Source organism: Trichocoleus sp. FACHB-6 (assembly GCF_014695815.1).
Classification (GTDB): Bacteria; Cyanobacteriota; Cyanobacteriia; order Cyanobacteriales; family FACHB-T130; genus Funiculus; species Funiculus sociatus.
This window is the reverse complement of record NZ_JACJOY010000050.1, coordinates 125,490-147,095: the sequence shown is the minus strand read 5'-3', so window position 1 is coordinate 147,095 and position 21,606 is coordinate 125,490. Positions and strand designations below refer to the sequence as shown.

The 21,606-nt window shown below is 46.3% G+C and carries 18 protein-coding genes and 1 tRNA gene; 11 read left to right on the top strand and 8 right to left on the bottom strand.

Annotation, left to right across the window (positions count from 1 at the left end; translation table 11 throughout):
- The first annotated feature begins 78 nt into the window (after nucleotides 1–78).
- The 3 genes from kaiC to H6F66_RS09680 all read left to right on the top strand — a co-directional run bounded on the left by kaiC (nucleotide 79) and on the right by H6F66_RS09680 (nucleotide 3,050).
- Nucleotides 79–1,644, top strand: coding sequence for a circadian clock protein KaiC (gene kaiC, locus H6F66_RS09690; protein WP_190420594.1), 1,566 nt, complete (start codon nucleotides 79–81; stop codon nucleotides 1,642–1,644).
- A 377-nt stretch (nucleotides 1,645–2,021) separates the two neighbouring features.
- The gene (locus H6F66_RS09685; RefSeq protein WP_190420593.1) at nucleotides 2,022–2,870 is read left to right on the top strand and encodes a class I SAM-dependent methyltransferase; all 849 of its coding nucleotides are present in this window, start codon (nucleotides 2,022–2,024) and stop codon (nucleotides 2,868–2,870) included.
- Entirely contained in the window at nucleotides 2,871–3,050 is a 180-nt protein-coding gene (locus H6F66_RS09680; protein ID WP_190420592.1) for a hypothetical protein, read from the top strand.
- Between the two features lie 104 nt (nucleotides 3,051–3,154).
- Here H6F66_RS09680 and H6F66_RS09675 read toward each other — a convergent pair.
- Nucleotides 3,155–3,227: transfer RNA gene (locus H6F66_RS09675), tRNA-Arg, on the bottom strand.
- Nucleotides 3,228–3,254: 27 nt separating this feature from the next.
- A complete protein-coding gene (locus H6F66_RS09670; protein ID WP_347269358.1) occupies nucleotides 3,255–4,397 on the bottom strand; it encodes a peptidoglycan DD-metalloendopeptidase family protein in 1,143 nt (380 codons plus the stop codon).
- Between the two features lie 409 nt (nucleotides 4,398–4,806).
- Here H6F66_RS09670 and H6F66_RS09665 point away from each other — a divergent pair, with 409 nt between their 5' ends.
- Entirely contained in the window at nucleotides 4,807–4,968 is a 162-nt protein-coding gene (locus H6F66_RS09665; RefSeq protein ID WP_190420590.1) for a hypothetical protein, read from the top strand.
- 64 nt (nucleotides 4,969–5,032) lie between these two features.
- Here the strand turns inward: H6F66_RS09665 and trmFO are convergent, their stop codons facing one another.
- From trmFO to ctpA, 4 genes are all read right to left on the bottom strand, one after another.
- Entirely contained in the window at nucleotides 5,033–6,379 is a 1,347-nt protein-coding gene (trmFO, locus tag H6F66_RS09660; protein ID WP_190420589.1) for an FADH(2)-oxidizing methylenetetrahydrofolate--tRNA-(uracil(54)-C(5))-methyltransferase TrmFO, read from the bottom strand.
- A gap of 122 nt (nucleotides 6,380–6,501) precedes the next feature.
- Nucleotides 6,502–8,007, bottom strand: coding sequence for a site-2 protease family protein (locus H6F66_RS09655; protein ID WP_190420588.1), 1,506 nt, complete (start codon nucleotides 8,005–8,007; stop codon nucleotides 6,502–6,504).
- A 325-nt stretch (nucleotides 8,008–8,332) separates the two neighbouring features.
- On the bottom strand, nucleotides 8,333–11,290 hold the full coding sequence (locus tag H6F66_RS09650) for an ATP-binding protein (protein WP_190420586.1): 2,958 nt from the start codon (nucleotides 11,288–11,290) through the stop codon (nucleotides 8,333–8,335).
- Nucleotides 11,291–11,584: 294 nt separating this feature from the next.
- Complete coding sequence (gene ctpA / locus H6F66_RS09645; protein WP_190420584.1) at nucleotides 11,585–12,820, bottom strand: carboxyl-terminal processing protease CtpA; 1,236 nt, start codon at nucleotides 12,818–12,820, stop codon at nucleotides 11,585–11,587.
- A gap of 184 nt (nucleotides 12,821–13,004) precedes the next feature.
- Between ctpA and petB the strand changes: the two genes are divergently transcribed.
- The 3 genes from petB to H6F66_RS09630 all read left to right on the top strand — a co-directional run bounded on the left by petB (nucleotide 13,005) and on the right by H6F66_RS09630 (nucleotide 15,713).
- Nucleotides 13,005–13,673: a cytochrome b6 gene (gene petB, locus H6F66_RS09640; RefSeq protein ID WP_190420582.1), complete on the top strand. Its 669-nt coding sequence runs from the start codon at nucleotides 13,005–13,007 to the stop codon at nucleotides 13,671–13,673.
- A 98-nt stretch (nucleotides 13,674–13,771) separates the two neighbouring features.
- Complete coding sequence (gene petD / locus H6F66_RS09635) at nucleotides 13,772–14,254, top strand: cytochrome b6-f complex subunit IV (RefSeq protein WP_190420580.1); 483 nt, start codon at nucleotides 13,772–13,774, stop codon at nucleotides 14,252–14,254.
- A 277-nt stretch (nucleotides 14,255–14,531) separates the two neighbouring features.
- Entirely contained in the window at nucleotides 14,532–15,713 is a 1,182-nt protein-coding gene (locus H6F66_RS09630) for a glycosyltransferase (protein WP_190420665.1), read from the top strand.
- Between the two features lie 147 nt (nucleotides 15,714–15,860).
- Here the strand turns inward: H6F66_RS09630 and H6F66_RS28320 are convergent, their stop codons facing one another.
- Nucleotides 15,861–17,894 (bottom strand): S-layer homology domain-containing protein, encoded by a 2,034-nt coding sequence (locus tag H6F66_RS28320; RefSeq protein WP_190420578.1) that lies wholly within the window; start codon nucleotides 17,892–17,894, stop codon nucleotides 15,861–15,863.
- Between the two features lie 130 nt (nucleotides 17,895–18,024).
- On the opposite strand from H6F66_RS28320, the gene H6F66_RS09620 reads away from it, so the two are divergent.
- The 4 genes from H6F66_RS09620 (at nucleotide 18,025) to H6F66_RS09605 (ending at nucleotide 21,041) form a co-directional block, all read left to right on the top strand.
- On the top strand, nucleotides 18,025–18,924 hold the full coding sequence (locus H6F66_RS09620) for an alpha/beta fold hydrolase (protein ID WP_190420576.1): 900 nt from the start codon (nucleotides 18,025–18,027) through the stop codon (nucleotides 18,922–18,924).
- A gap of 155 nt (nucleotides 18,925–19,079) precedes the next feature.
- On the top strand, nucleotides 19,080–19,340 hold the full coding sequence (locus H6F66_RS09615) for a hypothetical protein (RefSeq protein WP_199297688.1): 261 nt from the start codon (nucleotides 19,080–19,082) through the stop codon (nucleotides 19,338–19,340).
- 148 nt (nucleotides 19,341–19,488) lie between these two features.
- Nucleotides 19,489–20,274: a DUF3891 family protein gene (locus H6F66_RS09610; protein WP_190420574.1), complete on the top strand. Its 786-nt coding sequence runs from the start codon at nucleotides 19,489–19,491 to the stop codon at nucleotides 20,272–20,274.
- Between the two features lie 233 nt (nucleotides 20,275–20,507).
- Nucleotides 20,508–21,041 carry a hypothetical protein gene (locus tag H6F66_RS09605; protein WP_190420572.1) on the top strand — a complete coding sequence of 178 codons (534 nt, stop codon included), beginning with the start codon at nucleotides 20,508–20,510 and terminating at the stop codon, nucleotides 21,039–21,041.
- An 81-nt stretch (nucleotides 21,042–21,122) separates the two neighbouring features.
- Here H6F66_RS09605 and H6F66_RS09600 read toward each other — a convergent pair whose 3' ends face one another.
- Nucleotides 21,123–21,500, bottom strand: a complete 378-nt coding sequence (locus H6F66_RS09600; RefSeq protein WP_190420661.1) for a winged helix-turn-helix transcriptional regulator — start codon at nucleotides 21,498–21,500, stop codon at nucleotides 21,123–21,125.
- Between the last annotated feature and the right edge of the window lie 106 nt (nucleotides 21,501–21,606).

The window sequence follows — 21,606 nt, the reverse complement described above, 5'->3', positions numbered from 1 at the left end:
ACTTGCGCCTTTAAACTTTAGACTGGTCTATAGCCCTTACTCAGTTTCTGCTAATCTCTTATTTTTTTGACTCACGTGATGAATCAAACTAATCCAAGCGAGCATAAAGACGAATTGGCACCGCTAGGAGTCCAAAAAATTCGCACAATGATTGAAGGCTTCGATGACATTAGTCATGGAGGCTTACCACTGGGGAGAACCACCTTATTCAGTGGCACCTCCGGAACTGGTAAAACCTTGTTTGCAGTTCAGTTTCTCTACAACGGTATTACTCAGTTTGATGAGTCCGGCGTATTTGTTACTTTTGAAGAATCTCCCACAGATATCATAAAAAATGCCTCCAGCTTTGGTTGGGATTTGCAGAAATTAATAGATCAAGGCCAGCTATTTATTCTGGATGCTTCTCCCGATCCCGAAGGACAGGAAGTTGTCGGTAACTTTGACCTTTCCGCCTTAATTGAGCGCATTCAGTATGCCATTCGTAAATACAAAGCCAAGCGGGTTTCCGTTGACTCTGTAACAGCTATTTTTCAGCAATATGATGCCGCAGGGCTAGTACGACGGGAAATTTTTAGATTGGTAGCCCGCCTCAAACAAATTGGTGTCACCACCATAATGACGACAGAAAGGATTGAGGAATATGGTCAAGTGGCGCGATTTGGGGTAGAAGAATTTGTTTCTGATAACGTAGCCATTGTTCGCAACGTTTTGGAAGGAGAACGTCGCCGCCGCACCATTGAAATTCTTAAACTTCGCGGTACTACCCATATGAAAGGCGAATACCCTTTCACCATTACCAATAATGGAATCAATATCTTCCCACTAGGAGCAATGCGACTCACCCAGCGTTCTTCCAATATTCGGGTGTCTTCTGGTGTCAAAACCCTCGATGAAATGTGTGGTGGTGGATTCTTTAAAGATTCGATTATTTTGGCAACAGGTGCTACAGGTACAGGAAAAACGCTTTTAGTAAGCAAATTTTTGGAAAATGCCTGCCTCAGGGACGAACGTGCCATCTTGTTTGCCTATGAAGAATCTCGCGCCCAACTTTCTCGCAATGCTTATTCCTGGGGCATTGATTTTGAGGAGATGGAGCAAAAAGGGTTGCTCAAAATTCTCTGTACTTATCCAGAGTCGGCTGGGTTAGAAGACCATTTGCAAATTATTAAATCAGAAATTGCTGAATTTAAGCCGTGTCGCATTGCCATTGATTCCCTGTCTGCTTTAGCACGCGGCGTTAGCAGTAATGCCTTCCGGCAGTTTGTAATTGGCGTTACTGGTTATGCCAAGCAAGAGGAAATTACTGGCTTTTTTACCAACACAACTGACCAATTTATGGGTTCCCATTCGATTACGGATTCCCATATTTCCACGATTACAGACACGATTTTGATGCTGCAATATGTGGAAATTCGCGGTGAAATGTCCCGTGCTATCAATGTTTTCAAGATGCGAGGTTCTTGGCACGAAAAAGGTATCCGCGAGTATACTATCACTGATGAGGGAGCTGAAATTAAAGATTCTTTCCGTAATTACGAAAGAATTATCAGTGGCTCACCCACTCGGATTGCAGTTGACGAAAAGAGCGAATTATCCCGCATTGTTCGAGGGATGAGGGACAATAGTAGCGATACGGTAATTTAACCTTGGGTCTGTCAGTTAAGGGCTTATATCCGTATTATTGCGGATATAAGCGAATCTTTACCTAGTAATAACCTCAGTCGGGATAGTATAGCTTCTTCAATTGCCTGTCAGCCTTGATTTTAATGAAAGCTCCTGAATTCCGGTTATTGGTAATTACAACTACACTTTACACAAACTTCATAATTCTGCCTTCAGTTAGCTTCTTACTTAAAGATTAAGTGAAGATGGGTTTTAGCTATAGCAAAATTTTCTAAATAGAAATTAAAATGCAATTGATGTCAATCCGCATTTTCACGTAAATACCCGATCTTTAGGCGGCAAGGGTAAGGATACAGGTTCTTCCTATTCCGCCAAAGCTACAGGGGAGGTATATTCAAGTGGTTACACTCGCCGAATCTCAACTTCAGTTAAGCGATTTTCAACTGGTTCAAGAGATATATTTTCCCAAAAACTATGAAGCTAGCTCCATGTGGAAACTCAAGCAGTTGTTGTGGGAAACAGCTGTAGTGCAATGGGAACAAACAGCAGAGTCTCTAGGAAGTTTTGGGGAAGTTTGGGAACCCCTACCTATTGGTAAACATTTTGATTCAATTTTGGATCTAGGTTGTGGATATGGCAGACTCGCTGCCTATCTTTCCAAACAGAAAAAGATTACCTGCAACAAATATTATGGAATAGATATTTCCGAGAGTCTTCTGCGGCGTATGCTGGGGTATAAAAGAGCATATAATTTGTTTCCGTCAGCCGAGTTCTCTTTAATTTGTATTGCCGGGGATAAGTTGCCCTTTGAGGACAACTCAATAGATTTTGTTAGAGCAAGTAGTATTTTTTTGAGTTTAGAAACAGAGCAACTAAAACACAATCTGGCAGAGATTGCTCGCGTTATCAAGCCGGGGGGAGTTTTTGTATTTGAAGATTTATTCTACAATCGCTACTGTCCGATGAATATTTTGGATAACGTTTTGAATAAAACGAGGAAATCCAAACTCGATTTCGGTCATTTAAAGCAATATTCTTTACGGGAGATAAAGCGTTTGTTGAAAAATTCTCAATTATCGCAGAAGTGTCCCCAATATACTATCAAACCGCATAAACCTGCTTTGCTGCAAGAAAAATTTGGGAACGTGGGGATGCGTGTTTCTAATGACATTAATAAGGAAATAAATCCTCCCAAATTCTTGAAAGAGTTTTTAGCTTGTGGTTATAGCGTTTACAGCAAAGTTTAGATGGGCTTCTATACTTTTCGATTAATAGCTGTCATCCTCAAGGGCGCGGTTACAGGGACAAAGACTGTCCAAAAGCAGCCTCAAGATATTTTAGCCGTTGCGAAGGCAATGGCTTGGCTTGTGGAGCATAGAGGAAACCGAGTTTGTGAGTTTATCCAAGAAGTATTGGGGCTTGTCTAATTTTTGGGAAAAACGCCTGACCACTAAAGTCAAAGGCGAATAAACTAAGCCCGCGCAAGCGGGCTTAGTTTTAGCGATTTGTTGGGTTTCGCTATTGCTTTAAACGAGCACGGAGGGATTTGAACCCCCGACACCCAGAACCGGAATCTGGTGCTCTATCCACTGAGCTACGTGCCCTGATATCTTTGGATAAGTATAGCACTGTTAGAGGTAATTGATGGGGTCTACTGGTTCGCCATTTTTTCGTACCTCGAAGTGGAGGTGGGGGCCTGTGGAAAATCCGGTGGAACCAACAGATGCGATCGCATCTCCTCTTCTCACCAATTGTCCCTCAGATACATACAGTTGGCTAGAGTGAGCGTATAAAGTCGTAATACCCTTGCCGTGGTTGACTATCACTGCTTTGCCGTAACCGCCATACCAACCGGCAAAAATTACTTCTCCACTCTCGGCGGCGCGGATGGTGCTGCCATAGCTTGCCGCAAAGTCAAGACCGGAATGTAAGCGGCGGTAGCCTAGAATTGGGTGTATCCGCCAGCCAAAGTTGCTGCTAATTGCGGCATCGCTGGGATATCCGAAGATGCCACCAGTGCTACGCTTAATGTCGTCGCCGCGAAGAATGGCTTTTTCGGCGGCTTCTTTTGCTTTAGCTTCTGCAACCCGTTTTTGAATCAAGGTGGCGATGCCTTGGGAATCCTCTGCCAAAACTCTCTCGGCAGCTTCTAAGGCTTGTCTGTTGCTATTGAGGCGTTCAATCAGTTGCTGCTGCACTTGTCCCTGTGCCATAAAGTCTGCTTTTTGTAGCAGTAGCTGCTGGCTAATTAGGGCAATTTGATTTTCCTGCTGTTCGACTGCGATTTTCTGGCTGTTGATTTGATCTGATTGGGCTTTCAGGTTGCTTAAAATTTGCCTGTCTGCCTGAAAAACTAATTTTATCTGACGGCGGCGGTCAAAAAATTGATTAAAATTCTGGCTAGAAAGCAGGATATTCCAGCCTTGGTTAGTTAGGTTCTGGCGTTGCAGAAAACGCAATCTGGCGACGGTGGCGGCTTGCTTTTGTTGATAATCCCTTTGGGCGAAAAATAACTGGTTTTGTAACTTTTTTAATGTTTGGGTGGCTTGTTGTAATTGGTACTGGTAATCGTTGATTTGGGTGTCGGTTAAGTTAATATTTTGCTGTACTTTGCCCAGTTGTCCCTGTGCGGCTTTTTCGAGTTTTTGTAAGCGATCGCTTTCTTGGGAAAAATTAGACCTTTGTCGATCTAACTGTTGCTGCATCTGCTTCAACGTGTCCACTGTGACTGGCGGCGGCGTGGGAGATTCAGCCTTCACGGGCATTGATAGCATTAGCCACAGGGAAAAGCAAAGGGCAATACCCCCAACAAAGCTTAAAAAGCGTCCGGAATTTCGATGTAGCTTTGTCTTCCCGAATCTTCGGGTAAGACACACAGACAGCAAAAGGTAATAATTCTGGCTTTGATTGGGAAATAAAGCTTTGATCATCTCTAGTCGCCGGAAAGACCGCCTGCCCCACCAGTTGAAGCGATGTGGGTTATTTAAACATTTACCTGAGCGCACGGATTTCCATTATATAAATATACCACAAATAACCATTTCTACAAGCTGCGTAACGAAATAAAAAACTTAAAACTGTTAGGTATCTTTGTACACCGTTTTTTGATAGCCCTAAAGTTAGATGAAGTTTTTTGCAGTTAAAGCAAACTAGGTAATAAATAAGTATAAGCGATTAACAACAATGACCACTGACAAAACAACAAATTCCCAAAATGCTGTAGGTGAAAGTAAAAAGGAACTCAATCAAAAAACATCTAAGCAATTTGTCATCAGCACTACGATTGGAGTTTTAACAATTCTGATTTTGGCTGTAAGTTATTATTACGGACTCATCGGCTATTAATATGCTGAGAGAAGACACTTAAATGCAAATTTCTCGTTCCCAGCATCTGACTGGGAACGAGAAATTAACCTATGGCAGACTTCCAACTAGCGAGATCAGCAAAAGCGCGATCGCGGTAAGCGCCATATCGCTCCTGCTTATTGCGAATCCTTACAGGCAATTCCGGCAAAATGCCAAAATTGGGTGGCATCGGCTGAAAATGCTTTGGTGAAGCCGAACTAATAAACTCAAACAACGCCCCCATCATCGTCGTAGTTGGTAGCGTCAGCGGTTCTTTACCCAAAGCAATTCGCACCGCATTCGTCCCCGCCAGCCAACCGCCAGCAGCCGCCGCCGTGTAACCCTCAGTTCCCACCAACTGCCCTGCTGCAAGCAACGTAGGGCGGTTGTGAAATTGTAAAGAAGGCTTTAACAACTGCGGCGCATTAATAAACGTGTTGCGGTGCATCACGCCCAACCGCACAAACTCCGCATTTTCCAAGCCTGGAATCAAGCTAAACACCCGTTTCTGCTCGCCCCAGCGCAAATTCGTCTGAAATCCCACCATATTCCAGAGTTGCCCTGCCTTATCTTCTTGGCGCAACTGTATCACCGCATAAGGACGTTGCGACTGATTTTCTGGGGCGCGGAAATCACCTTTGCGGGCATCAAACAATCCCACAGGCTTCAGAGGGCCATAGCGCATGGTATCTTCTCCCCGTTGCGCCAGTTCTTCAATGGGCAGACAAGCCTCAAAAAACTTTGCCGTCTCCCGTTCAAAGTCTTTCAATTCAGTCTGTTCAGCCTTGCAGAGTTCCTCCCGGAAATGTAGATACTGCTCCTTATTCATTGGGCAATTGAGATAAGCAGCGTCTCCCTTGTCGTAGCGAGAAGCGAGGAAAGCAATGTCACGATTAATCGATTCTCCCACCACAATCGGGCTGGCGGCATCGAAAAAACTCATGTATTCCATGCCCGTGAAGCGTTGCAAATCTGCCGCCAAATCGGGGGAAGTTAGAGGGCCAGTAGTGAGAACTGTAATACCTTCTGTAGGGATTTGCGGCAATTCGCCGCGCCGCAACTCTACATTAGGGTGAGAAGCAAGAGTTTCTGTTAGTTCGCTGCTAAATTTTCCCCGGTCAACGGCTAAAGCACCACCAGCAGGAACGGCGTGTTCGTCAGCTTTGCCAATGATAATTGAGTTGAGGCGACGCAGTTCTTCGTGTAAAAGACCAGCAGCGCGATCGCTTGACATTGCCCCAAAGGAATTACTGCACACCAATTCCGCCAAATGTTCTGAGTGATGGGCAGGACTAAACCGCTTGGGGCGCATTTCGTGCAGCACTACAGGCAACCCAGCATTGGCAATTTGCCACGCTGCTTCCGTCCCCGCTAAACCGCCGCCTATAACTTGAATTGGTTGTTGTTCCATCTAAATCTTTCTATCCCTAGTGCGGATTTTCTTTTAACGCAAAGGTCTACGCAAAGGAACGCAAAGAAATCCTTAGCGAATTACCTTAAAAAACCAAATTAACTGGCAGCACTCGCCGCGTTTTAAATATTTAACCATTGAGTAATAGTCCCAGGCACTGGCAAAAGAATGCTGACTAGAAGTGCTAACGCCAGCAATCCCCCAAAATCTCGCTTGTTGTCGAGTTCGCTGACATCGTTCAGCGCTGGTTCATCAGCTACAGGTATCAAGAATAAGAAAATTGCCCAGATAAACAAATCTGTCTGAACCAAAGACAATCCCAGCATCAGCAGCCTGGTAACTTGACCAATAGTAGCGCCAGTTCGTTGCCCAAACATAGCATGGACAATGTGACCGCCATCCAGATGTCCCACAGGCATCAACTTAAATGCCGTCCACACAAAACCAATGTAAGCCGCCACCGCTACCGGATGCAGCTTGATTGCCATATTCGACGTGAATTCAGTTCCCAGCGCCAATTTACTCAGCACGGTTAAAAACAGAGAAAACCGGGGATTGAGGGAAGTGAAGTTTAAAATATTCGATTGGTCGGACAGGGGAACTACCGCAGAATGAGCTAATCCCCACCACAATAGCGGTAACGCTACCACAAAGCCAGCTAGGGCGCTGGCAATGCCCACGTCGAATAATGCTTTGCGGTTGGGTATAGGCGATCGCCTTTGAATAAACGCCCCAAATGTCCCTAGGAAAAACGGCACGGGAATAAAGTAAGGCAGGGTGGTGCGAATTTTGTAATATTGGGCTGTCAGGTAATGACTTATTTCGTGGATGCCCAAAATGGCAATTAACGCTACAGCGTAGGGCCATCCTGCTAGTAACAAAGCTGGGTTTGATTGCAATTGTGAGTTAGAAACGCCTGCAATCTCCACCCCAACTAAAGTGGTGGTAAGCAAGGTAACGACCAGCAACGCCAAAGCTAAACCTGGTCGCTTCAAGGGTTCGGTGTTCTGTCGCGTCTCTGGGTGCGCTTGGGGATTGGGAACTAGAGCAAAAAACGGATCTTTGTTTAAACCTTCTTGAAAGACAACGAAGAAGCGATCGCTAAATAAATTCTCAATATTCTCCCTAATTGTCTTGTAAGCCACCTCTGGGTTAGAGCGCAACTTACCCCGACAAATCACCGCTTGCGGTCGATAATCAATGTTCTGGAGGTAGTAAATCGACCAGGGAAAGCAATTTCGGAGATTAGTTTCTTCTGTTTTATCGATGGGACGATAGCTACTAACCGGCACGGGAGGCACAACAGCCTTTACCTCAGTTGGATTCTGACTCTGATTTGTTGCCGCCATCTCTTGCGTTTTTGTCGAGGGTGTGTTACTCTCCCTGCGACCCATCTGAATCAACACCCAGTACAATAACGGGCAGACGACGAACGGAGCAATTTCCAACACTGGAGGCATCCGCGTGTCTTCACCGTAGACCAAAATCCAGCCAGTCCAAATCAGTGCAGGAGTCATCATCACCAGCCACAATAGCCAGACTGGCGTTCGAGTGATGGTGGCAACACTACGCTTAACGATCAAGTAAGTAAATAGACCCAGTAAGATTAGGAGCAACCAGAGTTCCATGATATAAATCTGAATTGGTCTACAGGAGAATTAACGAGAGCAGCTTAAGCTTGCTAGCTACTCTAATCACTGGCAAAGTACAACCAGATTCTCCAGAATACAGCGCTTTCCTTCCCGCCTCACAGCTTATGGCAGAACACTCTGGGGCTATTAAATAACCTCTCGCTGTCCTTGATGCCATTTAGACTTTTCCACCCAATCTAGATAGATTGAGTGCCACACCCTATATTCCATTGTAGAAAACCCAGGCAATATCCTGAACGATTGTTTTAGAAGATGTCAGTTGTCCGTGGTTTTTCTCTCCCAATTCCCAATTCCCAATCCCTCAATCTAAATTTTGCGCTTGCAGATAAACTGTGAACACCGTACCTACACCCTCTTGAGAATTAAACTCAATCGTACCGCCGTGCATCTCCACTAGCTGGCGAGTCAAAGCCAACCCCAAGCCAGTACCCTCGTGCTGGCGATTTAGAGAACTATCAATTTGTTGAAACGCCTCAAACAAAAGATGCTGCTTATCTAGAGGAATGCCAATTCCTGTATCGGATACCTCAATCATCACCTTGTCGTCGATATACCCGATTCGCAGCCATACCTCACCCCCAGGCGGCGTGAACTTGACTGCATTTGAGAGCAGATTCAGCAAAATTTGCTTCACCCGCCGTTCATCGCCACAAAATTCTTCCCCCTGAGGCAACCCAGTAAAATCTTCCATCAAGCTCACTTGTTGAACTTGAGCTTTTTCTTGCAACAGTGCCAAGCATTCATGACCCACCGCCAGCAGAGAAAATTGACTTAGCGATAAAGATGCCTTACCTGCTTCAATCTTAGAGACATCGAGAATATCGTTAATTAGCTGCAACAGATGCTGTCCGCTGCGATGAATAATGTTGAGATATTCTTTCTGTTTAACGTTCAGTTCGCCAAAGTACGGCTGCATTAAAGCTGAAGACATACCAATCACAGACGTAAGCGGTGTCCGCAATTCATGGCTCATCGTTGCCAAAAACTCGGTTTTTGCCTGAGAAGCAGCATGAGCAGCAGTTAAGGCATCTTGCAGCTGCTCAGTGCGTTCCGCTAAAGCTTGCTTTGTTTTAAGTAGCTCGGTAATGTCGCGGGAAGTTCCTAAGCAAGCATAAACTTCGCCATTAGGGTGTTTTAGCGGCACTCGGAAAGTATCAAAGTGGTGAGTTCCGTCTGCGAAAATCAGCGTTTCCTGCTCGTGTAGAGTTTCTCCGGATTCAAATACCCGCAGATTTTGTTTGGCAAAAGAATTGGCAATTAGCGGCGGGAAGCATTCGATTATAGACCGTCCCTGAACTGAGTAACGGTTATCAAAGCCAATCGCTTTGGCAAAAGCATGGTTGCAAAAGCGCAGACGCATACCTTGGCGCTCTACCACAAAAATGTAATCTGGGTGAGCGTCAAAGAAACTTTCAAGCTCGGCGGTGCGCTCTTGCACTTGAACTTCTAAAGTTTGGTTTTGCTCTTGAATTTTTTGGTAGAGTGTCGCTTGGTAGATAGCGATCGCCAGCTGATCGGCAACTGTGGTGACAAACCGTAATTCTGACTCGTGCCAGTAGCGGGGATACTTATCCTGACAGAAGTTGAGGAAACCCCAGATAGAGCCACTGCGGTGAATCGGCACCATTAGCCACGCTCCGGGATATTTTACTGCCAACGAGCGATTAATCGGGTCATCTACTGTGCGCGTATCGCTCACCTGAACCATCTGCAAATTCCGCAGCGCTCTGGAATAAGGGTTATTTTGATCGGGAATTATCAGGTTCATGGCTGTGGGAACATCACAATGAGCGCGATACTCCACGAGCGGCTTCCAACATTGCTGAGCTTCTACATATTGAAAAATTGAACATCGATCTGCCACCAGGAGATGTCCCAATTCCAACGTCACCGTCTGAAAAATATGAGACACGTCTAGAGAAGCACGGATCTGGGCAACCAGTCGATTTAGCAGCGCTGTATATGTAATCCGTTCCTCGGCTTGCTGATAAAGATTTGACAGATCGTGCGCTCTGTGCATCAGATGGAGTGTGAGATGAAGTAATTGCCGCTCCCAAGGTTGCCAATCTCGCTGTTCATCCCATTGCTCAACCACCAGCAAACCAACGACTACAGACGTGCCACCTAGAGGCATGAGATTTTGCATCTCTAGATTCTGGTTCGGGTGTGTATGCAGCCATGTTAGAAAGGCAGATTTGGCTGCTCTGGCGCTAAGGTTTTGCTCAAGGTAAGAGTCCATAGGCGATCGCTCTATCGCCCAAGGATTAGATTGATGGTGTTGTAAAAGACACTGTTCCACCTTCGCCCAGTCGGGATAATGGTTTTGCCGCGAAGCAACGGGGATAGATGGAGCGTGAGCGATCGCACCCCAGATGACGCGCTCATCTTTGGGGCTATAAAACCCCATTAAACACCGACTGACCCCTAAATTCTCCTGAATTAATGCTGCCGAACCCTGCAAAATCGCCTGGACTCCTTGAGTTGTCCAGCTAAGGCGCAGCAGTTCGTGCAGTAACTTTTCTTGCTGTAACCATTGCTGCTGTTGCGAAGCTGTTGATTGGGGATTGGGGATTGGGGGTTGGAGAATTCTGGCTCTCCCCTGAACCCCTGAACCCCTTCTCCCACTCTCCCCCTGTAATTGTGTGGTAGAGAGCGCACTTACCAGCATTGAGGTAAATTCGCTTTGTGCTTCTGGCAGATTGGGTTGAGGATGCCAAGATGCGATCGCTTGCTCAAATATCTGCTTTGTTTCTGGTGTTAAGGCCAGACCGCTTTGAATTTCGGTGCAAATTTTGGCAACAATCCCTGGATCGAACACAAAGGACAACTCATAACACTTAGCGTCCGTTGGTGAGTCTTGGGCTGCTTTGTAGGCTAAACATAGCACGTTGAAGCGATCGCCCATTCCCAAAATCGCCACAGATGGCAGGGAAAGGGCGTTTTCAGTTATTATCTCCCCCAGTTCGACAGAGCAAGGGAAGCAGCAGCGTAGTGCCGCGTTCTCCCCCACCCTACTTACTGACTCCTGGGTTGCCAGTGTCAAATAACAGTTATGTTGAGACAAATCGGGCAAATCGTGGGGAGTATTTGATACCAAATCCGGACAAAGGTCGTCAAATGTGAAATCTGACTCGCCAGGTTTGATGAGTAACACTCTAGAATTTTGCTCTGAAGCCAAAAACTTTAGCAGTGAGTGAGCAACAGACAAAACAGATAACCGACTGATAGAGTATCTGGGATTATTTTGCAGAAAAACCATGAGCTTGAGCGCTGGGGAAAGGCGGTAAAAACACTCACCAGTTTTGGTGATTAGGCATGAGAAATTCAGTAACCGACAGGTCGCCGCATCGCAGTTCTTAACCCTCTCAAGTTTAGATTTTTCAACAATCTATTTATCGTCAAGCCTCTTGACTTATTTCCAATTTACGCTGGTCTTTTAATACAGAGTCTTAAGAACTAAGAACTGAGTAAAATATTGTCACTTTGTAGCTAATTTTTGGGATTACGAGAAAATCTCCCGTTAGTTACTCAGTTTTCATATCTTAGTTGTAAATCAAGTTGCACCAGCAACTACGGTTTTAGCGGTTAACACCTCCAATGCGGCTTGGTATTGGCTATCTGCCTGTGTACCGACCTGTTCAATAGTAATTGGCTCATTTGGCACTATTCGGTCTGGCGTGATACCCAATTTATGAATATCGTGGTGGTTTGGCGTTTCGTACTTGGCAACTGTCACCGCCAGTCCGGAGCCATCGGGAAGGTCAAACAAAGATTGAATTAAGCCTTTACCAAAGGTTTTATCACCCACCAGTTGAGCGCGACCATTATCTTGTAGCGCCCCTGCCAAAATTTCGCTGGCACTAGCTGTTCCCTGATTAACTAAAACTACCAGCGGAGCGCGAGTTAGTGCTGGTTGATTGGCATCAAAACTGCCCAAGATTCCTTGTCGGTTTACTGTATATACAATTGTGCCTTCATCTAACCAGAAACGGGCAATCTCAATCCCCGCTTGCAAAAGTCCGCCGGGATTATTTCTGAGATCGAGAATGTAGGCTTGTGCGCCTTGTTTTTCTAGTTTGGCCACAGCATTAGCCAGCTCAGTTGGAGCGTTGGCGCTAAACTGGGAGAGGCGAATGTAACCTACTGGTATCCCGGAATTGCGAGAATCTAATGCCGCATAAACTGGGTTGAGGGCAATGCGATCGCGTACCAGCTTGATTTCTTTTGGTGTTTCTGCTTCGTGTTGTACCAAAACGGTAACGCTGGTGCCTGCTGTGCCGCGCATCCGGGCAGCAGCTTCGTCGAGAGTCAGTTCGGCGCTTGACACACCATCAATTTCCAGAATGCGATCGCGCGATCTGATTCCGGCTTTTTGGGCTGGCGAACCGTCTAACGGTGCCACCACTTGCAACTGCTTCGTCTCTGAATCCAAAGCAATTTGCAGTCCCACACCCTGAAGCTCTCCAGAAGTATTCACTTGTAAACTTTTGTATTGGTCTGGTTTCAGGAACCGCGTGAACGGATCGTCCAGAATCCCAACCATTTTCTGAATTGCCGTATAAGTTTCTTCACGATTCGACAGCGGCTGCTTGAGAGCTTTTTGCCGCGCCAACCACCAATTTTGATGATTAAAAGTATCATCCACATAGGCGTTATTGACAATGCGCCATGCTTCGTTCAGGATCTGCTGTTCCTGCGTCAAAGCCAAAGCAGGCGCACTCAACCAACTAAAGGCAACGATAGTTTGTATGATCAGTACAAATAGAACCCGAAAAACTCGATTGTGCATAACACTCTAATCTCCCTTTCGGGCTATGTTACATTTTTTGTAGAGGCTACGCCTAGACAACCCGCAAGCGCTGCCTTTAAACTAGCCTCATCGAAACTGAAAGCCCCCCCCAAAGAGCGGCACACTGTCTCATAGGCTTCAATCGTGTCAAAAACAAGAATAAATTTTTAGGAACTCTGGCTTCATGTTTTCTAAGCAGGTAACTGATTCAAAAGCATACAACTGGTTTGAGGAACGCCTAGAGATACAGGCGCTTGCCGAAGACGTCACCAGCAAGTATGTACCTCCCCACGTTAATATTTTCTACTGCCTGGGTGGGATTACTTTAACTTGCTTTTTGATCCAGTTTGCCACTGGATTCGCGATGACGTTTTACTACAAGCCAACCGTCACCGAAGCTTTCTCCTCAGTACAGTATTTGATGACGGATGTCAACTTCGGTTGGCTGATCCGCTCCATCCACCGCTGGTCTGCCAGCATGATGGTGCTGATGATGATTCTGCACAGCTTCCGGGTGTACCTCACTGGTGGTTTCAAAAAGCCCCGTGAGCTGACCTGGGTGACAGGTGTAATTCTCGCAGTTATCACCGTTTCCTTTGGTGTTACAGGTTACTCCCTGCCTTGGGATCAGATTGGTTACTGGGCGGTTAAGATTGTCTCCGGCGTTCCAGCTGCTATCCCCATTGTCGGCGATCAAATCGTTGAGCTAATGCGCGGTAGTGAAAGTGTTGGTCAAGCCACTCTGACTCGCTTCTACAGCCTGCATACCTTTGTGTTGCCTTGGCTGATTGCAGTCTTCATGCTGCTACACTTCTTGATGATTCGTAAGCAGGGCATTTCCGGTCCTTTGTAAATAGTGAAAAATGGCTAATGGTTAATAGCCATTAGCTAAAAACCACTAGAAATCTCCAAACAAACCGTTAACAACTCATTAGGAGAACACTTCAAAAAATGGGAACTCTAAAAAAGCCGAATCTGGCAGATCCAGAATTACGTGCAAAACTTGCCAAAGGCATGGGTCACAACTACTATGGTGAACCTGCTTGGCCTAACGACCTACTCTACATCTTCCCCGTGGTGATTATGGGGACAATCGCTCTTTGTACCGGGTTAGCTGTGCTAGACCCCGCTATGGTTGGCGAACCAGCAAATCCCTTCGCTACCCCCCTGGAAATTCTTCCAGAGTGGTACTTATGGCCTGTTTTCCAAATCCTGCGGATTCTACCCAGCAAACTGTTGGGTATCGCCAGCATGACCGCTATTCCTTTGGCGTTGACTCTGATTCCCTTTATTGAGAACGTCAACAAGTTCCAAAACCCCTTCCGTCGTCCAGTCGCTACAACGGTTTTCCTCTTTGGAACCGTTGTTACCATCTGGCTTGGTATCGGTGCTACTTTCCCAATTGACAAATCTCTGACCCTTGGTCTTTTCTAAAACGGTCATTTTTGCGATTTAACGCCTGTGAGAGTTTCTTCAGCAGTTCTAAGGTGCAGCTAGGAAACTTTTACAGGCGTTAATTACGAAATAGTGATGATAAATATTTCCTACTGGTAGTCTTAACAGAAAGCGCTACTTAAACTTAATTGGGAACCGCAATCAGCTTTGAAAGTCTTTTGAAGAAGATGGTTTTTAAGGACTTGAAACATTGACCAACCATTCCAGTGCCTCTACCCCAACAGAAATAGAACTCCTAACATCCTGGGATACTGAAGTGGGAGAAAATACAGATTTTGCTGAGAAACTTAAGCCAGCCGCCAACCATGCTTTCATTTTTCTGAGTGTTTTTGATTGCGAAGGTGGCATTCAATCTTATGTCAAGGACATTTTGAAGTCCTATCTCTCGTTGAGACAAGCTAGGGGGGAGGTATTTTTGCTGAGAGATGGTTCTGGATGCCCAAATTCGTTTGAAGGTAAGAACCTGAAATTTCATTATTTTAAAGGTAAAACTCGTCAGTTAGAGCGATTGCAACTGGCAAGCGCATTTTTAAAGTATTTATTACTAAAACGCCCCCAGCACGTTTTTTGCGGTCACATTAATTTGGCACCACTGGTTAGATTCTTCTGTCAGCCGCTAGGGATTCCCTACACGGTGCTTACTTACGGAAAAGAGTTTTGGGAACCTTTAGGCATAAGCGAGCGCATAGCTTTGGCGCAGGCTTCAGGGATATGGACAATCAGTCGTTATAGCCGCGATCGCGCCTGTGCGGTGAATAACCTCGACCCCCACAAAGTGCAGATGTTACCCTGTGCGGTTGATGGAAATTACTTTACCCCAGGGCCGAAACCGCAGAAATTGATCGAAAGGTATAATCTTGCTGGTGCCAAGGTATTGATGACTGTGGCGCGGCTGTGGTCAGGCGATATCTACAAAGGCGTGGATGTGACAATTCGGGCAATTCCGGCGATCGCTCAAGTATTCCCAGAAGTAAAATACCTGGTGATTGGTCGCGGCGACGATCAAGCCAGACTCGCCCAGCTTGCCAAAGATTTAGGAGTTGCTGACCGAGTTGTATTTGCCGGGTTTGTCCCCACAGAAGACTTGGTAGAGCATTACCGCGTTGCTGATGCTTATATCATGCCTTCTCAAGAAGGCTTCGGCATTGTCTATCTAGAGGCGATGGCGTGTGGTATCCCGGTTCTATCTGGTGACGACGATGGTTCCGCTGACCCTCTACAGGATGGACGCTTCGGCTGGCGCGTCCCTCACCGCAACCCGGAAGCCGTTGCAGCTGCTTGTATTGAAATTTTTAAAGGAGGAGATCAGCGCTGTGATAGTGACTGGTTGCGAGAACAAAGCCTTGCTTTGTTTAGTAAGGAAGCTCTTGCGGTGCAGTTAAAACAGTTGATTGAAGGAACCGCCCAGGCGCAGAGAACGCAGAGGAAAGTATTGTAGGGGCTGCTACCCCTGTGCGCGGGCAAGCCGCGCACAGGGGTGTCGCATTTGAGGAATCTCACCCAACGCTAGCTCCGGCACCCCTCTCCGCTGGCGAGGAGGAGTTGGGGGTGGGGTTCTTTTGTTATCGGCTAGACAAACTTAATATTATTTGCCTTGACGACCTGGATTCCCAGGTGCTGCTCCTGCTCCTTCGTCGTTACTTGGTTGGTTACGATTTGAATTGCCTGGGTCGCAACCCTCTGGGCCATTACCTACGCCTTGGTTACAATTTTGACGCTGGTTAGTGCGATCGCGATCATCTACCTGACGGTTGTTACCAGGGGTTTGTTCCACCTCACGGACTTGAGTCGGCTGAGGTGTCGCTTCTTCTCCTACCACGTAGGGTGAGGTGATGTTGCTAGCTTTGCCACTGCTGACTAAGGCTTGGTAGAGGAAAGCCGAGACATCTGCACGAGTTGCTACTTCATTGGGTTTGAGTAACTTGATGTCGGGATAGTTCACTACCAGACCGCGTTCCGTAGCTGCGGCGATCAAACTGCGATCGCTACTAGGAATAGTAGAGGCATCGCTGTAAGCTTGCAGCAGGGTTTCGGTAGTGGTGGTGGCAGAAGAGTAATTCATTCCCTTTGCCAAGGCTACTAAGATGTCAAGACGAGAAAGATTTTGCGTGGGGTTGAACTGGTTGCCAGAAGCGCTCAAAAAGCCCATTTCATAAGCTTCTCGGATGGCAGTATATGCCCAGTAGTTTGAGGAAACATCTCTGAATGCGATCGCATTCCTGACTTTATTCTTCTCAAACGCCTTCCGAATCATCGCCGCAAACTGGGCGCGAGTCACCGGCTGATCGGGACGGAAACGACCATCGGGGAAGCCTTCGATAATCTCCAAGGATGCTAACTCGGCAATAAAACCTTTTGCCCAATGTCCCTGCGGCACATCCACAAAACTCGTCTGAACAGTTTGAGCCGCCGCCGCCACCTGTTGATATTGGGAAAGCAGTTGGCTAACTTGGTAGATGGCGTTACCAGCACCTACGTCCACCACTTGCACCAGCTTACCAGGTATAGATGTCAAAACCGCCGCTAAGCTTGAGCTGTAAGCGCTCATCGTCTGGCTGGCGAGTGCATATTCACCACTGGTAAAGGAAGTAGGATAAACGTTGGTTGCAGCAGAGGCGGATACTCCGCTTAGCTGGAAAGAGCTGAGGTTAAGCTGCTCAACGCTACTGAGGAAGGTGACGCGCTCCTGGCTATTAATTTGAGTGTAGTAGTTGTAAACAGTGGTGCCGCTGTCAATATTGCCATCGGCGTTAGCATCAATCCCGTATACTGTCCGAACTACGCGCACTTGGGAAGGGTTCGGCGGCAGAATTAAGTTAACCGCGGCGTTTTCCGAGAGAAGTTCAAACTCGCTGTAACCAATCAGGCTGTTTTGCAAATTGTACAAGCGAACTACGACGCGATCGCCTGGTTTTACCCCTTGGACAAACTTAGCCTTTTGTTTGATTTTATACTTGAAATCACCCAGATATTTCTCTTGGGTATAGCTATTGCTTTGTTTCTCCTTCAGCGAAACGCGAGCAATCACATCAGATAAAGTGCCTGCTGGTTGCAGAACCGTGAGGCTAAATCCTGCTGACTGGCTGACTGCAACTGTAGACGGCTGTGTGCTTGTAGTGCGCTGCTCAGTAGTCGTTCGTTCCTGAGTCGTGGTTTCGGTTCTCAGCCGAGCAGTCAGAGTCTTGGTAGCCGCTTCATCCCACTTTACCAAAGAACCAGATTCATTAGCCCGATATATCCAGAGGTCTTTTGTTTGGGCGTTGGCTACCAGCACCACCCAGCCGGGAACAGTAGCCTCAGTGCAAGCAACACCGGCGGTAGTGATACCCAAACAACCATTTGACCAAGTTTGCCTTGCCACCTGAAGGACGCGAAGGGTAGAATTTTCCACACCCGTCCGCTGGACAATATCTTTTAAAACGGCATCAGCAACAGGTTTCGGCAACTCAACAGCTTCTTCTTCTGCTGGGCTTACAGCAGGCTGCTGCACTAATATTTGTTCTCCAGACTTGCCAGCTTGTGTAATTTCAGAAGGTAAGGCACTTGCAGTAGTGGCAATACTAAGACTCGTAGCAGCTAATACCATGCTGCCCAAAAAAGCAAAGGAACTTCGATTCATCGCGCTGTTCTCACACCTTTATAAACCGTTAGAGTGACTGTGAATGCGGTTAGAATGTTCCCTGATTTCTCTTTTTTTAAGTCATAAAACACTAGGATAGAAAAAGAGTTTATAAATTTTAATAATTCTTGTGACTACCCAACAGATAACAACAACAAGCACGTTTGAAAAACTCAACTGGGCTTGGCAAGGCTACAAAATTCAGTACACAGTGATGGGAACTGGTCGTCCCTTGGTACTGATTCATGGCTTTGGAGCCTCTATTGGACACTGGCGGAAAAATATACCAGTGTTAGCAGCAGGAGGGTATCGGGTGTTTGCGCTGGATTTGCTGGGATTCGGCGGTTCTGATAAGCCAGCGTTAGATTATACCGTGGAGTTGTGGGAATCACTGATACAAGATTTCTGGACAACGCACATTCAGGAGCCAACTGTATTTGTGGGTAACTCTATCGGCGGACTACTGGCGCTGATGATGGTAGCAAATCATCCAGAGATGTCTGCTGGTGGGATTTTGATTAACTGTGCTGGTGGTCTAAATCATCGTCCAGATGAGCTAAATTTACCTTTGCGGTTGGTGATGGGAACTTTTACTAAGCTGGTGAGTTCCAAAATTGTTGGGCCATTTTTGTTTAACCGCATCCGCCAGAAAGACCGCCTCCGTCGCACTCTCCGCCAAGTTTACAAAGACCCAGAAACGATTACAGATGAACTGGTAGATATGCTTTACGATCCGTCTTGTGACACTGGCGCACAGCAGGTTTTCGCTTCAATTCTGACTGCACCCCCTGGCCCTAGTCCATCAGAGTTGTTGCCAAAAGTACAACACCCGTTGTTGGTACTCTGGGGAGAAAATGACCCTTGGACACCGATTAAAGCTGCTGAAATCTACAGAAAACTAGGTGAAACTGGTCAACCTGTTGAGGTTGTGGGCATTCCCAAGGCGGGTCACTGTCCCCATGATGAAAGACCAGACATTGTGAATGAGTTGATTTTGGATTGGTTGGCGAAGTATAGCAATCCTATTTAACTTGTGAACGAATATTCCCCCTGTAGGGACACGGCAGTGCCATGTCCCTACAGAGGTTCACGAATCATTTAGGATTGCTATATCAGTCTTAGTCAATTATTTTGAAAACAGCTAAGAAAGAGCAAGGTAATTCTGAGATTCCGAGCAATTTATTTATGCCCCGAACTATGGCTTCTGGGATATATGCGATCGCGCACATTGGTCATCTGAAGCTCTACGCTGGTGATGCCAGCAAAATTCAGGTGACATGGCCTTTGCTACTGGCTCAACTAAATAGTGGGACTTACCCTAATGCAGCGTTGCAAGAGGTGTGGAACCAACAAGGAGATAAGCGCCGCTTCACATTTCACACAAAGCCAAATATTATAGGCGATACGGAAATTGTGGGTATTGAGCAACTTGTTGACGATGCTTAATATAAACGGAGCTGTTGCAGACATAAAATGAAATGGTATAAGAAAGACCCGATGCGAGTTTAAGAAAGGAAAGCACCACTGCGTCTCTTACAGTGATACATCAAACTCGTGACGAGTATAGTTAAGAAGGTGCGGTAGGAACTATTGAATGCTATATCGCAAAGATCCAGAGGGGCTTCTCGCGATCGCGCAACCTGCTCATGCGTGGGTTTCCGGTCAGTTGGCGCGTGCTTGGGGAAATGAATATTTTGGCAATTTGGCACCCAGAGAAGATGTCTGTATGGGTGCAGAACAACACGATATCGGCTGGTTTTCGTGGGAAAAGATGCCCACCTTCAACCCCAAGACGGGTTTGCCGCACAGCTTCACAGAGTTGCCACGAAAGATACACATAGATATTTGGTCTGGGGCGGCAAGATTAGCGATCGCGCTGGGGAGATATCCGGCGCTTTTGGCTTCGCTGCATGGTACGCGCCTCTACGAGCATTACGATGCTACCCATGATTCGCCAGAAGATGCCCAGCTTGTGCAGAAGTTCCTCGTGCGCGAACAGGCTTTCCAAAAGGAACTAATTGCCACTCTCCGCAACGATCCTGATTACGCAGCCTACACTACACCAGAAGCGATCGCCCGAAATCAGCAGTTAGTTGCAATATGGGATGGTCTGTCACTTATCCTGTGCATGAGGCTCTTAAAAGAGCGATTAGTTGAGAAGGTTCCCACCGCTAACGGGGAAACGACGCTGAAACTAACGCCCCTAAATGGCGATCCGACGCGAGTGAGTGTGAATCCTTGGCCTTTTGCAAAAGAGACGGTGACGCTGGTTTGCGAGGGACGTTATTTGTCGGAAACATTTGCAGATGAGGAGACGATGCGGAACGCGATCGCGATCGCTCCTTGGACGACAATAAAAACCCACCTCAGCCCAGAATGAAAGGGGCTGGGGGCTGGGGGCTGGGGACTAGGGACTGGGCGCTGGGTAAAACTTTTTCCCAATTCCCAATTCCTGCTTTTATAGTGCATCCAAACGTCTATCTTAGGAATTGTTATAAGAACTTAAGATAGACGACTATTTTAATAATTTTTAGTATAAATGAAGCAGTAAGGAAGTTAATTTTTGTCAAGACAGGGTGGTGAATTTTTCCAGTTATAGAGGCAATACGTGCCATGCAGAAATATCAACCAGAGCGTCAACTGGCAGAAGATAAAGCATCTACTGATCCTTCTATAGGGTTTAGCGAATTGAATAGTCAGGATGAGAATCAGCTTTTGCGGGAGCAGGTTGACACTTTAAAACTAGAGCTTAGTTACCAGAGTCAACAACTGCAAGAAATACAGCAAGAGTTAAGTAATACAAACCACGATTTATGTACCGCGCTTATGGCAGAGCGGTTAACGCTTGATGAAGCTAAGGAATTAGCTAAAGAAATTGTGATAACCCAAAAGCCTATCAGGGAATCTTTAGCCCAGCTGCTAAGTGCTATCTATATCTCTCCAGTCGAATCATGGGAGCTAGGGTGCATACCAAAGCCGACTCTTGCTGATCGTAGTCGGTTTAGCTCTGAGGCTAATAAGTTTAACGAGCGGTTTGACGAGCTTAAGACTCAGTTAACTACATTTCAGGGTCAGCTTGCTAGGTTTAAGGTTAGGCGTGAGCAGCTGAGTGTTCAAATTAAGGCTATTACTGAGACTAAGGAATAATTTGATAGCTGCTATCATAAGTCCTAAAAAATTTTCTGGTTCTCAGTGCCATACATGGCACTGAGAACCAGAATAAAAAGTCTAATGCTCCACTGTATTGTCGTAACGCTCCCGCGCTGCCTGCATCTCATCTATGTGGGTTTCAGCCCACTTGCAGATAGTTCCTAATGGTTCTATCAGCGTCTCTCCCAAAGGTGTTAAAGAATACTCAACTTTAGGCGGGACAACCGGGTAAACTTTTCGCACAACTAGCCCGTCACGCTCTAAGTTGCGTAGCGTTTGCGTCAACATTTTTTGCGACACACCGTTAATCTGTCGCTGAAGTTCGCTGTGGCGCTTGGTGCCAAAAGAAAGGGAATAAACAACAATAACACTCCACTTGTTAGCAATCGTGTCTAATACTTGCTGCGTGGGGCAATTGGCATTGAAAATGTCGGGTTCGGGAAATTTAGGCACTATTTGGTAAGTACAGCACTTTTTAGTACCTACTTGTTAAAAGATTTGTACTATTGTAATCATACCTATAGGGGAATGAATTAAATAGCTTGCGTGCATTTTACACCAA